Source organism: Shewanella dokdonensis (genome assembly GCF_018394335.1).
Taxonomy (GTDB): domain Bacteria; phylum Pseudomonadota; class Gammaproteobacteria; order Enterobacterales; family Shewanellaceae; genus Shewanella; species Shewanella dokdonensis.
This window is the reverse complement of record NZ_CP074572.1, coordinates 3,923,875-3,938,529: the sequence shown is the minus strand read 5'-3', so window position 1 is coordinate 3,938,529 and position 14,655 is coordinate 3,923,875. Positions and strand designations below refer to the sequence as shown.

Genomic DNA, 14,655 nt, shown 5'->3' with positions numbered 1-14,655 from the left:
CAATCACCGCAATTCTTTATGTTTGGCTTAAGGCAATGCTGGTCAGTTCCTGCAAATTACTGGATAATCAGCGCATTGAATGCGGCGATTCTTGGAGTTTAATGTGAAATCATTTATAGCCACGATTGTGCTGGCGTTGCTGTTTGTATTGGCGCTGCTGTTTGGTTCCCGTAATGAACAGATGGTTACCATCAGCTATTTTGTCGCACAGGGTGAGTACCGCCTGCCAATCGTCTTGGCAGTAGTATTTTTAGCTGGTTTTTTAGTGAGTTGGATTATCGCTTTCTACTACATTATCCGTCTTAAATTATCACTGAAAAGCGCCCGCAAGAAGCTGATGTCAGTAACCACCGCACCACAGGAGCACAACGCCTGATATGTTGGAACTGCTTTTTTGCTGTTGCCCATCGCCGCCGCTTATGGCTGGTATATGGGGCGCCGCAACCTGAGACAAAAGCAGAATCTTAAGCAGAAGCAGCTTAGCCGTGACTATTTCACTGGGCTGAATTTTTTATTGTCTAACGAATCTGACAAAGCGGTTGATCTGTTTATCAGCATGTTGGATGTGGACGATGAAACCATCGACACCCATTTATCCTTGGGATCCTTATTTCGCAAACGCGGTGAAGTCGACCGGGCTATCCGTATTCATCAAAATCTTATCGCTCGGCCATCGCTCGCTACAGAACAGCGAGATTTAGCCATGATGGAACTGGGCAAGGATTATCTTGCCGCGGGTTTTTATGATCGTGCTGAGGAGATTTTTCTTAATCTTGTTGGACAGGAAGATCACTCTGAAGACGCAGAGAAAGAGCTTATTGCTATTTATCAGATGACCAAAGAATGGCAAAAAGCCATTGATATTACCCGGCGATTACCGCGCAAAAGTCAGCAGTCGTTAAAACCCGTCATTGCCCATTTCTATTGTCAGTTAGCCGAAGAAACCGAAGATAAAAACTTACAGATTAAAATGCTGCGGCAGGCACTAAAACAGGATGCTGAATGCGGCAGGGCATTACTGGCACTGACCAAAATATATCTTGAATTTAAACAGTTTGACGAGGTGCGGCAGACATTGGAAAAACTCAGTGAAGCGGATGCTGAACTCTTTGCCGATGCGTTGCCTTACGCCAAACAACTGCTGAAAGCAACGGGTGATAATCACTATTATCGGCAGTTATTAGTCAGCGCCATCGATAAAGGCGCCGGGGCGTCAGTGGTCGTGGCGCTGGCATTGCAAATGTTGGATGCCGGCGATATTAAAGGGGCTGAAACATTGGTGCTTGATGCATTATACCGTCACCCGACGATGCGTGGCTTCCAACTGTTGATGCAGATGCACATCCGTCAGGCGGAGAAAGGCCAAGCGCGCGATAGTCTGGCAATGCTGGAACAGTTGGTTGAGCAGCAGATACGTTTTCGTCCCAGTTATCGTTGCCGTGAATGCGGCTTCCCGTCACATACCCTTTACTGGCATTGTCCTTCTTGCAAAAATTGGGGCAGCATTAAGCGTATTCGTGGTCTTGATGGTGAATAAGCCGTCAAAAACTGTTTTGTTGGAGTTCAAATGTTGGAAAATCCTATTGTTGTGGCACTTGATTTTGATAATAAATTTCAGGCACTACAGCTCGTAGATAAACTAGATCCTAGCCTTTGTCGGTTAAAAATCGGCAAAGAGATGTTCACCCTGTTTGGGCCTGATTTGGTAAAAGAGATCCAAAATCGTGGCTTTGATGTGTTTCTGGATCTGAAATTTCACGATATTCCTAACACAGTTGCCAAGGCGGTCACCGCGGCGGCGGAATTGGGGGTATGGATGGTGAATGTTCACGCCAGTGGTGGCCTAGCCATGATGGAAGCGGCTCGCAAGGCGTTATTACCTTACGGCGAAAATGCACCATTATTGATTGCGGTAACGGTTCTCACCTCTATGAGCAGTGATGAACTCCAATTAATTGGGGTTAATGCCTCAGCGGCTGAACAAGTCACCCGCTTAGCACAATTGAGTTTTGATGCCGGCCTGAATGGTGTGGTTTGTTCAGCACAAGAAGCTCCTATATTAAAGCAACGTTTTGGGGAAGATTTTAAGCTGGTGACACCCGGTATCCGGCCACAAGGCAGTGATGTTGGCGATCAAAAACGCATCATGACACCTAAGAGTGCATTAGACGCTGGTGCCGACTATCTGGTGATCGGTCGTCCCATCACCCAGGCTGCCGAACCTTTGGCAGCGCTGGAAGCAATATATCAGTCCATCCGCTAAGGAGGTTTTATGGCAAACGCACTCCAGGAGCAGTTACTGAAAGCGGGCTTAACCAATAAGCAGAAAATAAAAGACGTTAAAACTCAGAAGAAACGCAATCGCAAGGCTAACGTTGATGATGGCAGTGAAGCGCTAAAGCAACAGGTCGCCGCGCAAAAAGCTGAGCAGGCCAAACGTGATAAACAACTAAATGAACAGCGTTTTGCTGAAGCCAGTGAAAAAGGTCTGGTGCGCAGTCTGATCAGTGAAATTAAGAGAAAGGCAGTGAGTGTGCCCAGCGATGGTGAGATAAAATTCAATTACACGTTACTGAATAAAATCTACCCGCTGTATCTCAACAGTTCCCTGCAACAACAGTTACTTAATGGCAAACTGGGGATTGTGCGGCTAGAAGATCACAGCTATTTGGTTCCCCATAAATTGGCGGAGCGGGTTAACTTGCTGGTGCCTGATTGGGTCGGTTATTTATGGCAGGCGGATAGCACATCATCGCAACCGCAAGATGCAGAAGATCCTTACGCCGATTATGTGATCCCTGATGACCTCATGTGGTAATACATAAAGGCTCCCTCAGGAGCCTTTATTACATCGGAAATTATCAATTTTTCAGTTTCTGCCGCTGTTTTTCGATGTTCCTGCAATCCCCAATAAAATTAGGGATAACCCCAAAAATCTCATTTTGTAAAACTTTCAGGCTGGAGTAGATTATGCGCCTCGAAAATGCCGCGACGGCGTCATTCAGGTGTTATGTAAGGGTTTAAATAGTGGAACTCACTCTCTACGTGAAATTCTTTCTGGGCCTTTTAGCCATTATCAATCCTATTGGTTTGCTGCCGGTATTTGTCAGTCTCACTAGCCATCAAACTGCTGCGGAGCGGGATCAGACGGCTAAAGTTGCCAATTTTGCAGTAGTAATTATTTTGCTGAGCACTATTGTTGCTGGGCAGCTGATCTTGAATATGTTCAGTATTTCGCTGTCAGCGTTCCGCATTGCGGGGGAACGCTAATCGCCATTATCGCGATGTCGATGTTGCAAGGGAAACTCAGTGAAGTTAAACGTAACCCAGAAGAAGATCGCGAAGCCTCTATGATGGACTCAGTTGCGGTAGTGCCCTTAGCATTACCGTTAATGGCGGGGCCTGGTGCCATCAGCTCGGTGATTGTGTTTGCCGCCGAGCACAAAGGTGTTTGGAACCTGTTAGCAATGTCGTTTACTGTGGTGCTGTTTGGTTTACTCAGTTTTGCATTATTTCGTATGGCCAGTGCCATCAACAAACTGCTGGGCAAGACCGGCATCAACGTTATTACCCGGTTAATGGGGTTATTGATGTTGTCCATCGGCATTGAAGTGATGGCCGCCGGTCTTAAAGGGTTATTTCCCAGTCTGCTAGGCTGATGCCTAGATGTGACTAAACTCCATCAATGAAGCTGCCCGCGGACTGAATAGCTGCTGATGCAGCCGGGCAGCGAATTCATCTGTCATCCCGGCAATATAATCAGCAATCACCCGCAGACTGTTTCCTCCGAGCTGCTGCGCCGATTGCCAACGTTCTTGAGTATTAAATGGCAGTAACCGCAGAGGATCTGAAGCGAGTGCTTCAAACAGCTCCATCACTATCTGTTGTCCTTTATATTCCAGCATCTGGATTTCTGGTTTTCGAACCACATATTTCAAGACAAACTGTTTGAGGATCTCCAGCATCTCATCATACGGCGCCTCAAGGACGGCTTGATGGCGCAGCAGCGGTTCACTAAATAGGTCGTTTTCTTTAATACAAATCGCGGTTACCAGTGCGTTGACTAGCGTACCGATAGCGTCTTTACGGCGGTAATGTTTGCTGGAAAACAGTCTGCCGTCGATATTATCCAGTTGTTCCTTGATCCAAGGGTCTTGCAGACAGGACAAGCGGGGCGAGACAAATTCCAGCCACTGCTCACGGCTGACAATTCCCATGACGATTGCATCTTCCAGATCATGTACGGCGTAGGCAATATCATCGGCCAGCTCCATAATGGTACTGTCAAAGGACTTATGCAGCGTGCGCTGATGCCCGCCGTCAGTGGATTGGCTGCTCCGAATAAACTCGGCACGGTCGTGGGCCGTCAATGGTGCCAGTACCCAGTTGAAGACCGCGGCATCGTCATTAAAAATTGCTTTAACCGGCGGCCATTGACTGGGTTTCAACTGGCGATAATTGGTGATTGCTGGCTGTGAATATTTTTGTCGCAACGATTCCGCCAAGGCGGGATATTTAATAACCCCGAGCAAGGTTCTGCGGGTCAGGTTCATCCCGTAATGTTCGGTATAGGGCTCCAATTTCGTCAGAATGCGAAAGGTCTGCCCGTTGCCTTCAAAACCACCATGATCGCGCATCATATAATTAAGGGCCGTTTCGCCACCATGTCCATAAGGTGGATGGCCAATGTCGTGGGCCAGACACAAGGATTCAATTAGGCTCATCGAATCGAGCCAAAGCAGCATTTGTGGATAGCGCTGTTTTAATTGCGCGGCGATACCGGTACCGATTTGGGATACTTCCAGCGAATGGGTCAGGCGGGTCCGATAAAAATCATTCATCCCAACCCCTAACACCTGGGTCTTTGCCTGTAATCTGCGAAAGGCCGCTGAATGCATAATGCGCGCGCGGTCGCGTTGATATGGTGAACGATGATCATTGCGGCGCTGGCTTTGATCGCGCTCGCGGCGTTCCAGCCAAGGAGAAGTTTCCATCGAGAGATTCCCTGTTACAACAACTGATTAATCTGATCTAAATCGAGGCTAAAGCTGGGAATAAATTCCTGTCGAAAATATTGCACAGCAGGATCGGGATTACTATCCAGCATCTGTTCCAAGCGCCGTTTGGCCGAGTTGAATTCGCTGTTGCCTGCATGTTTTTCTTCCAGGCATTTGAGATAAGCACACAGTGTATCGGCTGACTTTACCAACCGCCGATAATCGCTGTCGATGTCATCGCTGATAAATAACGCCTGATAATCTTCCCGAAATATTTCTGGCACCATCTGCAATAAACGTGTTTCGGCAATCGCTTCGATTTTTTTATATTCGGTTTCAATGTCTTTGTTAAAATATTTCACCGGTGTGGGTAAATCTCCCGTCAAGACTTCACTGGCATCGTGGAATATCGCCAGTGTTGCCGCGTGTTCGGGTGAATAGTGGCCCTGATATAAACGGTTACTGATAATCGCCAGAGCATGGGCAACCATGGCAACCTGCAACGAATGCTCTTGCACATTTTCTTGACGAATATTGTGCATTAGCGGCCAGCGTTGAATTAATTTCATTCTGGCGAGGTGGGCAAACAGATGACTCATCTTTTCCTCTTCGATGACTCATAGGATGTTCACTACTTTAACGCAAGCCAGGCAGGGAATGGCAGTTGCAGTGCCAACAATCAGTCAAAGCCGTGACCAGCACGGCTTCTTCATCAGATTATTGGTGATAATGGCTCAGAAAATCGCCAAAGGCGAACAACGCCCGTTGCAGATCTTCTTTATAGGGGAGGAACACTACACGCAGATGATCCGCTGCGGCCCAGTTAAAGGCGGTTCCTTGTACCAGCAGGATTTTTCTCTTTTAATAAATCCAGCACTAGCCGTTCATCATCGCGGATACTGAAACGTTTCGCATCTAGCTTCGGAAAGGCGTACATCGCGCCTTTGGGCTTTTTACAGCTGACCCCGGGGATCTGGTTGAGTAGCTCGTAACAGGTATCGCGTTGAATGGTCAGGCGGCCTTCAGGTGCCGTCAGTTCCTTAATACTCTGATAGCCCCCAACGCTGTCTGAATTCCGTGCTGGTTGGGCACATTGGCACAAAGCCGCATGGAGGACAGCATTTCTAATCCTTCAACGTAGCTTTTGGCCGCTTTTAGATTCCCTGAAAGCATCATCCAGCCGATACGAAATCCGGCAGCGCGGTAAGCTTTTGACAGGCCATTAAACGTAACCGTCAATATGTCATCAGATAAACTGGCCGCATGGGTATGCTGAACGCCGTCATACAGAATTTTGTCGTAAATCTCATCAGCAAACAGAATTAATGAATGCTCACGGCAAATCTCTACAATTTCCAGCAACAGTTCTTTGGGATATACCGCCCCGGTGGGATTGTTTGGGTTGATGATAACAATGCCGCGAGTCCGTGGGGTAATCTTACTGCGGATATCGTCCAGATCTGGGAACCAGTCGGCTTCTTCGTCGCAAATATAATGCTGTGCTTTACCGCCAGCGAGGTTGACTGCCGCGGTCCACAACGGATAGTCCGGTGAAGGAAGCAGCACTTCATCGTCAGCATTCAGCAATCCCTGCATCGACATCATAATGAGCTCAGAAACACCATTACCTATATAAATGTCTTCAATATCCACCCCACGGATACCTTCAGACTGGTAATGCTGCACAATGGCCTTACGGGCAGAGAACAGACCTTTTGATTCACAATAACCCTGAGAAGATGGCAGGTTCAGGATCACATCACGGACAATTTCTTCAGGAGCTTCAAAGCCAAAAACGGCAGGGTTCCCTATATTGAGCTTGAGGATTCGGTGACCTTCATCTTCCAGGCGGCGGGCTTCCTTATGAACTGGACCCCGAATGTCATAACAAACGCTATCCAGTTTATGGGATTTGATTATGGGCCGCATATTACCTCGAAGTTGATGGTTTAAAACAATTTGATTGGACGAAGAACAATAGCGAATTTCTCCCCATTAAAAAAGAGGGAAATACAAAAATATCCATATTTTTCAGTTGATTTATCCGTGATAAAGAAACTTAAAATCAGATGACGATATAAAAAACTGGTGTTTTTGTTAAATGGCATATATTTCACTTAAAAATTGCGGTTGTGAGTGATAAATTTATATTCGCTTTTATCAAATAAGTATCCTTTATCTATGCCAGTCTTGCGCGCGGCGGTAGCCACATAAAGACAGGGCTAATGGTATGAATTAACGTATAAAGATGATTTCTAGCCATAGCTTGAGCAGTCGAGAGGATTAGCATAGATATTTGGTTGACTAGAATTCATAAGCGATTTATTTTCAGCCAGATGTTCTTGGAATGGTGTTCGGATCGCTGCGTCAGGGCTGAGTGAAACCTACCAAACAGTTAACAGGTGCGATGCAAGTAGAACAAAGCATCTTGGACTAGTGGCCTTGTGGCCCCTTACTTTTGAGGACCTAAGTGCATGTCTGAACCGACAGCGTTAAGTCTTATTCCCCCCATTGTGGTTTTAGTGTTTGCTATCTGGCTAAGACGGCCGATCTTGGCATTGCTCATCGGTGCGGTTACTGGCTTATTGCTGGTAGATCCTGCGGAAGTACTCAACAGTTTTGCGGATATATCACTGAAAGTGATGGGCGATGAAACCATCGGCTGGCTGATCCTTGTCTGTGGTAGCTTCGGTGCATTAATCGCGTTGTTAGTCCGTACTGGCGGTGCGCTGGCGTTCGGCCGCAATGCTATGCGTTTTGCCAAAGGCCCCAGATCATCACTATTGATGACGTTTATTCTGGGAATTGTCATTTTCATTGATGATTACCTGAATGCGCTGACGGTTGGCGAAACCATGAAACGCGTTACCGACAGATTCAAAATTTCTCGCGAAATGCTGGCTTATATTGTCGATTCTACAGCGGCACCCGTCTGCGTTATCGTGCCTTTGTCAACCTGGGCGGTGTTCTTTGGTGGCTTGCTAGTCGATAACGGCGTGGCCGCGAAAGGTGAGGGGATCCATGTTTACATGCAAGCTATCCCTTATATGCTTTACGCTTGGTTAGCGGTATTGATGGTATTGTTGGTGGCTATGGGTATAGTGCCTGCCATTGGCCCAATGAGAAAAGCCGAACGTGCAGCTAAAGCGGGGAAACCGGCCAAGGCGCAGGGCGATCGTGATGAAGTGCTGACCTCTGACGAATATGCACTGCAAGCGATTGAGAAAGAGTTCCAACATGCCGACCAGCAAGGCAAGTTGCACAACTTTTTAGTGCCTATGTTACTGCTGGTTGCCTTTACGGTTTACTTTGATATTGATGTCTGGAAAGGGCTGTTGGCGACATTAGTGATCACTGTGCCTTACTATGCGTTGCAGCGGTTAATGCCTTTGGCTGAAATGATGGATCAGATGATCGATGGCTTCAAAAGTATGTTGCCCGCCATAGGTACCGTCATCGCCGCCTTTGTTTTTAAAGATGTTTGCGATCAACTAATGCTGCCGCAGTATGTGATTAATGTGCTTAGTCCCTATATGACTGCCCAGATGTTACCTGCACTGGTGTTTGCGGCAATGGCCATCTTAGCCTTTGCGACAGGATCGAGCTGGGGGATTTTTGCCGTGACAATTCCAATTGTCATGCCATTGGCAAAATCGGTAGATGCTGATATTCCTTTGGTGATTGGTGCACTGTTATCAGCATCATCCTTTGGCAGTCAGGCGTGTTTTTATTCTGATTCCACCGTGTTAGCGGCACAGGGATCTGGATGTAATTTGGTAAGCCACGCAGTCACCCAGTTACCTTATGCGTTAATTGCCGCCATCATCGCCTTCTGTGGTTTTATTATAATTGCGTAAGCGATAGAGCGGTCAGAGAATGACTGGCCGCTCGTGACTAATACAACAGATAGCTGTCTTAAATAACGCATGCCGAGCAAAAGAAAACGGCCTCAACAGCGGCCGTTCATATTATAAAGATGCGGTGTCATCAACACCTCGACAAGTCGCCAATTAACTTATTTGGCATTCATCAAGGCTACAGCGTTATCCAACATCCGGTTACTGAATCCCCATTCATTATCGTACCAAGACATCACTTTAACGAGTCGACCATTTACGCGGGTCTGGGTTGCATCAAAGTTAGATGAGTAAGGATTGTGGTTAAAATCAATGGATACCAGCGGCTCAGTATTGATTGCTAGCACTTCATTCATCGGTGATTGCTGCGCAGCCCGAGTGATGATGTCATTCACTTCTTCAACTGTGGTATCTCGGGAAGCGATAAACGATAGATCTACCAGTGATACGTTAACGGTAGGAACTCGAACCGCCAAACCATCAAACTTCCCTTGTAGCTCAGGAACAACCAAGCCTACCGCGGCGGCAGCCCCAGTTTTGGTGGGGATCATTGACAGTGTCGCGGCTCGCGCACGGCGTACATCTTTATGGTAAACATCGGTCAAACGCTGGTCGTTGGTATAGGAATGAATGGTGGTCATTAAACCTGATTCGATACCCAACATATCGTTCAACGGTTTGGCAATGGGTGCCAGACAGTTAGTGGTACAAGAGGCGTTAGAGATCACCGTCATATCGGCTCGCAGCACCTGATTATTAACGCCATAGACCACGGTGGCATCAACATTTTCCCCGGTGCGGAAATGATCACTTTTTCGCGCCCGCATTCAGATGCGGCTGAACACTTTCTTTGCTGGTAAAAATGCCGGTACATTCAAATACAATATCAATGTTGAGTTCGGCCCATGGCAGGTTGGCAGGGTCACGCTCAGAGAATGTCAGAATTTTATCACCATTAACATAAATGGCTTGGTCATCGTGTTCTACCGTGGCGTTGAAACGGCCATGAACAGAATCATATTTAGTTAAATGTGCATTGATACTGGCATCGCCGAGATCATTAATAGCAACAATTTCAATTGGATAGTTTTTGTCGCTTTCATATAACGCCCGTAAGATGTTGCGTCCAATGCGACCATAACCGTTGATAGCTATGCGGATAGTCATGAGATATCCCTCTGATTAGATATAAACTGGTAATAAAATTACAAAACTGCATGGTTCAGTCAAGTTAAAACCGGATAAAAGCTAGAATATGTCGATATTGTGACCGGTTTTAGTATTCATCTTCAAATTTTGAAAAATAATTATGTAGGAGTAACTGGGGTGACAGCTACTGTAACAGCGTCGTGGAATAAGCAATGACAGAACCAGCTTAAGGTTTTGCTGGGGTTTCCGCTGGAGCGGCTTCCGTTGCCACTTTAGCCAGTATAGTAGGCCAGTCACTGCTGGCATATTTACCGTCACTTAATGTATCTGCCAAAGCATCAGCTTGATCATCCAGTTGTGCCAATCGCCGTTTGTCGCCCACCAGCGCATTGAGTTGTGCTTCATTTACCGGGTGGTTGCTCAGCAGCAAATTGGCTCTGGACATCAGATAACTTTGCTCTGGTAAACCCAACTGCATAAAGGCCTGACCGGCACCTAACAACCAGTCGCTGTTAAAGTCTTCCTCTGAAGCGCCTTTCATCGCCTCCAGATATAAGGCAAGCGCCTTGTGACTGTCTCGTTTTAGGTAGTAACCACCTAACGCTGCGAGGATCTCTGGGGTATGGATCTGCTGCTGTTTTTCGGCGGTTAACAGTATCGCTAATGCCGATTCATCACCTAAGCGGCTCCAGTGATAAAAGGCGAGTAGGGGATCTTGACTATTTTTCGTTTGTTCCTGCAAGGCAGAGAGTGCCTGCGAACTCATGGCATATGCTCGGGCACGATCATTACTGCGTTCTGGATGTTCAATGTGTTTCACTCCAGAACCTAACCAGACACAGTTGTTATAGCGCTCAGTGTCCAGCATTAAGCGGTAAAGCTGTTCGCCTGTTGCCGAGGGGTATTTTTAATTTCAAGCCGATCACTGACTAATGCTGTTCGCTGGGCTCGACACCAGCCATCTTTATGCAAATCAGCACAAATTTCGGGATTATTCTTACAGATTTTGGCTGTGGCTGTGAGTCTTTCACAACCACTTAGCAGGGTTATACAAGAAAATGATGTAATTATTACAAAATTCCGTGTTAACAGCATCATTTCTCCCTGAAAAATATAATAAAATTACAAAGTTACTCAGAATTCCGGACTGGCCTGTACAGTAAGATTTCTTTAAAATAGCGCCGACCAAAAATGATGGTATCGATGCCATTGTTCTGATTATTGGTCGTTTCTATTTGTTACTCAATCATTTCCTGTCATTTTTGGAGATTGAGACCTAAAGGATCTGTAAATGAGCGCTGATAAATACCTGCAAAGTTGGCAAGAACGTTTTGAACTGGCTGAAGCCATGCAGCCGATGTTGGGTAAACTGTACCGTAATCAGGGCGTTGAAGTAGTGGTTTACGGTAAACCACTGTTGAACGCTTCCACAATCGATATTATTAAGGCCCATCGTCTGGTAAGACGGCATGTTGGTGAAAAACTGCGCCTGCGGGAAAGTTTTCCTTTTTGGAAGCGCTCAGCAAATTGCCGGTAAGGCAATGCAAAGTGGATATCGGTAAGCTGGCCGTTAAGTATTGGGCCAGCAACACAGGTACCGAAGCCATTGAAAGTTACATGCGAGACGAGCTGGCAGTAGCGATTGCCTGCCAGGATGAAGTTGAACCTCGCAACGTCGTTCTTTACGGTTTTGGCCGTATTGGCCGTTTGTTGGCGCGCTTGCTAATCGAACGTACAGGTCGCAGCAATAAATTGCGTTTACGCGCCATTGTGTTGCGTGGCGGCCGCCCAGGCGATCTGGAAAAACGTGCCAGTTTACTGCGCCGGGATTCAGTGCATGGCCCCTTTAACGGCTCAGTGGAAGTCGATGAAGAAAACAACGCCATCATCGCCAATGGTACTTATATCCAGGTTATTTACGCTAACTCTCCGGATGAAGTGGATTACACCAAATATGGTATCGATAACGCATTAGTGGTTGATAATACTGGGATCTGGAAAGATGAAGCCGGGCTTGGTCAACACTTGAAATGTCCCGGTGCTGCTAAGGTGCTGTTAACTGCTCCGGCTAAAGGTAACATCAAAAACGTTGTTTACGGTGTAAATGACAGCGATATTTTGCCGGAAGATATTATTGTTTCTGCCGCTAGCTGCACTACCAACGCGATTACGCCAGTATTAAAAGCGGTGAATGACCACTATCACATCATCAACGGACATGTCGAAACTATCCATTCTTATACCAACGATCAAAACCTGATCGACAACTATCATAAGGCCGATCGCCGTGGACGCAGTGCGCCGCTGAACATGGTGATCACCGAAACCGGAGCTGCCAAAGCCGTTGCTAAGGCTCTGCCCGTATTAGCAGGTAAGTTGACAGGCAACGCTATTCGGGTGCCAACGCCAAACGTATCTTTGGCAATCTTGAGTCTTAATCTGGAAACCGACACCAGCAAAGACGACATGAACGAATACCTCAAAGGTGTTGCGTTGCATTCAGCGCTGCAGAACCAAATTGACTTCACTGAATCACACGAAATTGTGTCCAGCGACTTGGTCGGCTCTCGTTACGCCGGGGTGGTCGATTCTCAAGCAACTATTGCAGACGGCAACCGTGCCATTTTGTATGTTTGGTATGACAACGAATTCGGTTATAGCTGTCAGGTCGTTGGTGTCATGCGCAAAATGCTGGGGCTGGAATTTGTTAGTCTGCCAAAGATTGACGAGTAACAACGGAATAGGGCGAACAGGGAGGTTCGCTTAGCATTGTGAATGCGCGGGAAAATCAATCAATTGGACAAATAGGCAGCATCTGATTCAGCATTGCTTTAAAATGCCAAATTGGCGATTGACTCCCTTAACTAAATAGGTAGAATGCCAACCGCTGTCAGGGCAAAAGCTTCGACAGCGAAAGGAACGCGACATTAGCTCAGTTGGTAGAGCGATACCTTGCCAAGGTATAGGTCACCGGTTCGAACCCGGTATGTCGCTCCAAAAAAGGCGCGATGGCAGAGTGGTCATGCAGCGGATTGCAAATCCGTGGACCTCGGTTCGACTCCGGGTCGCGCCTCCATTTATCGATGAGCCCGAGTGGTGGAATCGGTAGACACAAGGGATTTAAAATCCCTCGCTGGTTACAGCGTGCCGGTTCAAGTCCGGCCTCGGGTACCACCTACATCGATAAGTAAATCAAGAGGTTAAGCTAAATTGTTTGCCTCTTTTTTTATGCCTGTAATTCACCAAAAGCTCATTTCAGAAGATTTTCAGAAGATGGTTTCAGAAGATGGAGCCAATTTTTTCTTCTTTCCATACTTATCTATGTTCTGCTTCCAACTCTGTCATTGTTAGACTGGAAGATAATTGACCTAATTTTATTGTGGGTACATATTGTCCCTGAGCTTGATGATGGAATTGAATCATCATGATAAATTTTCAAAATTGTATGGGGATAGTTGTATGGCGGTTAAAGTTGGTAAGAAACACTTACAGGAAGGTAAATACAAATACACTTGGAGCCGTGACAAAGGTGACGGTGAGTATGCAGGGAAATTGGACCAAATTAAGGTAGATAAAGATGAAGGTTATGAAGTTCTATACTTCATCCAGAGTTTTATGAATAAACATGGATTGACTACTACAGGTGACGTTCACAAAATTGAAGATGCACTTCATAGCCCTAAACTTAGCACAGTTGTTATGCGGGAATATTTAGTCTCTGGTGTCGAATCAATATTGGGATACTAATACGGAGTCAAAGGCTAAGTTAGGCGTTGGATAATTAGTCAATCCTTGCTGTTTTTTTCAGTACTAACCCGCTTAGTTTTCCGATCATATCTGGCTGTTTGTCCAGCTGACTTGTGGCCAGATATCGCTTGTTTCTCTTGCAGAGTGCCATCGATATCCGAAATGCCTTTGGCTTTGAGATCGTGAAAGGTGAAGTCTAAGGGCAGACCGGTGGTTTCCCTGGCTTTGCTTCTGTCTGTACTCCAGCGGCTATTGAAGCCGTCTCGTGTCCATTTTCCGCCATACGACTGACTTAGCACAAAGGTTGATGTAATCCCAGGCTTGGTAAGTGTTTTAGATAGCTCTATGGCTGCCCGTAAGCGTGGGGACCATAGTTTAATCTGCTCGGTTCCCGTCTTCCCCTGGGTAATAAAAATGCCTTCCTCAAGTATCTGTGATGTGCGCATAGCGAGTATGTCGCCTTGGCGGGCACAGCACAGGTAAGCCAACTCCATCGCAATTTTCACCACATCCGATGCGTGATCATACAGAGCCTGATATTCAATATCGGTGATGTAGCGTTTGCGCGCTTCTTCTTTGAACTTGCGCACCCCTTTACAGGGATTGGTTTTACATAGCCCTCGTTCAAATCCATAGCGGTAACAGCGGCTGAAAAAGGCGTGCTCTCGGTTAGCTTGCACTCGGCTTTTAAGGCCGCGTTTGTCCATGTAGATGCGAATATGCTGTGGTTCAACTTTGTCCACGTGCATCTTGCCAAACACTGCCAGAATGTTTTTGAATACTTCCGATAGTCCTTTTGAGTTTCCCTGCTAAGTTCGTGAAAGTCAGCGCTGTTGAAGAATCTTTCGACTAATCCATTGATCGTCGAGGCTATAGCAAATTCGTTGTTCAGCGTTTCCCATCTA

Annotated in this window: 10 protein-coding genes, 3 tRNA genes and 5 pseudogenes; 11 read left to right on the top strand and 7 right to left on the bottom strand. The window is 46.5% G+C overall.

Annotated features, from left to right (window positions below; all coding sequences use genetic code 11):
- The first annotated feature begins 103 nt into the window (after positions 1-103).
- From KHX94_RS19045 to KHX94_RS19025, 5 genes and pseudogenes are all read left to right on the top strand, one after another.
- On the top strand, positions 104-376 hold the full coding sequence (locus tag KHX94_RS19045; RefSeq protein WP_213681786.1) for a LapA family protein: 273 nt from the start codon (positions 104-106) through the stop codon (positions 374-376).
- Positions 377-394: 18 nt separating this feature from the next.
- Complete coding sequence (gene lapB / locus KHX94_RS19040; RefSeq protein ID WP_280529592.1) at positions 395-1,537, top strand: lipopolysaccharide assembly protein LapB; 1,143 nt, start codon at positions 395-397, stop codon at positions 1,535-1,537.
- A 30-nt stretch (positions 1,538-1,567) separates the two neighbouring features.
- On the top strand, positions 1,568-2,263 hold the full coding sequence (gene pyrF, locus KHX94_RS19035) for an orotidine-5'-phosphate decarboxylase (RefSeq protein WP_213681785.1): 696 nt from the start codon (positions 1,568-1,570) through the stop codon (positions 2,261-2,263).
- 9 nt (positions 2,264-2,272) lie between these two features.
- Entirely contained in the window at positions 2,273-2,818 is a 546-nt protein-coding gene (locus KHX94_RS19030) for a DUF2058 domain-containing protein (protein ID WP_213681784.1), read from the top strand.
- Between the two features lie 209 nt (positions 2,819-3,027).
- Positions 3,028-3,659 (top strand): annotated as a pseudogene (locus KHX94_RS19025) (YchE family NAAT transporter).
- Positions 3,660-3,662: 3 nt separating this feature from the next.
- Here the strand turns inward: KHX94_RS19025 and KHX94_RS19020 are convergent.
- The 3 genes and pseudogenes from KHX94_RS19020 to KHX94_RS19010 form a co-directional block, all read right to left on the bottom strand.
- Positions 3,663-4,994, bottom strand: coding sequence for an anti-phage deoxyguanosine triphosphatase (locus tag KHX94_RS19020; protein WP_213681783.1), 1,332 nt, complete (start codon positions 4,992-4,994; stop codon positions 3,663-3,665).
- 14 nt (positions 4,995-5,008) lie between these two features.
- Positions 5,009-5,596: a 5'-deoxynucleotidase gene (yfbR, locus tag KHX94_RS19015; RefSeq protein WP_213681782.1), complete on the bottom strand. Its 588-nt coding sequence runs from the start codon at positions 5,594-5,596 to the stop codon at positions 5,009-5,011.
- 118 nt (positions 5,597-5,714) lie between these two features.
- Positions 5,715-6,926 (bottom strand): annotated as a pseudogene (locus KHX94_RS19010) (pyridoxal phosphate-dependent aminotransferase).
- Positions 6,927-7,471: 545 nt separating this feature from the next.
- On the opposite strand from KHX94_RS19010, the gene KHX94_RS19005 reads away from it, so the two are divergent.
- The gene (locus KHX94_RS19005; protein WP_213681781.1) at positions 7,472-8,854 is read left to right on the top strand and encodes a Na+/H+ antiporter NhaC family protein; all 1,383 of its coding nucleotides are present in this window, start codon (positions 7,472-7,474) and stop codon (positions 8,852-8,854) included.
- Positions 8,855-9,012: 158 nt separating this feature from the next.
- Here KHX94_RS19005 and gap read toward each other — a convergent pair.
- The 3 genes and pseudogenes from gap to KHX94_RS21960 form a co-directional block, all read right to left on the bottom strand.
- Positions 9,013-10,021: pseudogene (gene gap, locus KHX94_RS19000) on the bottom strand (type I glyceraldehyde-3-phosphate dehydrogenase).
- A 208-nt stretch (positions 10,022-10,229) separates the two neighbouring features.
- Positions 10,230-10,877 (bottom strand): annotated as a pseudogene (locus tag KHX94_RS18995) (DUF2989 domain-containing protein); the annotation flags it as partial.
- Positions 10,871-11,098 (bottom strand): DUF2989 domain-containing protein, encoded by a 228-nt coding sequence (locus KHX94_RS21960; protein ID WP_425314079.1) that lies wholly within the window; start codon positions 11,096-11,098, stop codon positions 10,871-10,873. The gene KHX94_RS21960 and the pseudogene KHX94_RS18995, both read right to left, overlap by 7 nt.
- Positions 11,099-11,294: 196 nt before the next feature.
- Between KHX94_RS21960 and KHX94_RS18985 the strand changes: the two are divergent.
- The 5 genes and pseudogenes from KHX94_RS18985 (at position 11,295) to KHX94_RS18965 (ending at position 13,750) form a co-directional block, all read left to right on the top strand.
- Positions 11,295-12,736, top strand: a pseudogene (locus tag KHX94_RS18985) (glyceraldehyde-3-phosphate dehydrogenase).
- Between the two features lie 188 nt (positions 12,737-12,924).
- A tRNA-Gly gene (locus KHX94_RS18980) sits at positions 12,925-13,000 on the top strand.
- 5 nt (positions 13,001-13,005) lie between these two features.
- A tRNA-Cys gene (locus KHX94_RS18975) sits at positions 13,006-13,079 on the top strand.
- 11 nt (positions 13,080-13,090) lie between these two features.
- Positions 13,091-13,177 (top strand) — tRNA-Leu (locus KHX94_RS18970).
- 285 nt (positions 13,178-13,462) lie between these two features.
- On the top strand, positions 13,463-13,750 hold the full coding sequence (locus tag KHX94_RS18965) for a hypothetical protein (protein WP_213681778.1): 288 nt from the start codon (positions 13,463-13,465) through the stop codon (positions 13,748-13,750).
- Between the two features lie 38 nt (positions 13,751-13,788).
- Here the strand turns inward: KHX94_RS18965 and KHX94_RS18960 are convergent, their stop codons facing one another.
- Complete coding sequence (locus KHX94_RS18960) at positions 13,789-14,493, bottom strand: tyrosine-type recombinase/integrase (protein ID WP_213681777.1); 705 nt, start codon at positions 14,491-14,493, stop codon at positions 13,789-13,791.
- Positions 14,494-14,655: the final 162 nt, after the last annotated feature.

Excerpts from the sequence above, each read along its gene's own strand:
- KHX94_RS21960 (WP_425314079.1), bottom strand. The coding sequence starts at position 11,098 with ATGCTGTTAACACGGAATTTTGTAATAATTACATCATTTTCTTGTATA.
- yfbR (WP_213681782.1), bottom strand. The coding sequence starts at position 5,596 with ATGAGTCATCTGTTTGCCCACCTCGCCAGAATGAAATTAATTCAACGC.
- pyrF (WP_213681785.1), top strand. The coding sequence starts at position 1,568 with ATGTTGGAAAATCCTATTGTTGTGGCACTTGATTTTGATAATAAATTT.
- KHX94_RS19020 (WP_213681783.1), bottom strand. The coding sequence starts at position 4,994 with ATGGAAACTTCTCCTTGGCTGGAACGCCGCGAGCGCGATCAAAGCCAG.
- KHX94_RS18965 (WP_213681778.1), top strand. The coding sequence starts at position 13,463 with ATGGCGGTTAAAGTTGGTAAGAAACACTTACAGGAAGGTAAATACAAA.
- KHX94_RS19030 (WP_213681784.1), top strand. The coding sequence starts at position 2,273 with ATGGCAAACGCACTCCAGGAGCAGTTACTGAAAGCGGGCTTAACCAAT.
- KHX94_RS19005 (WP_213681781.1), top strand. The coding sequence starts at position 7,472 with ATGTCTGAACCGACAGCGTTAAGTCTTATTCCCCCCATTGTGGTTTTA.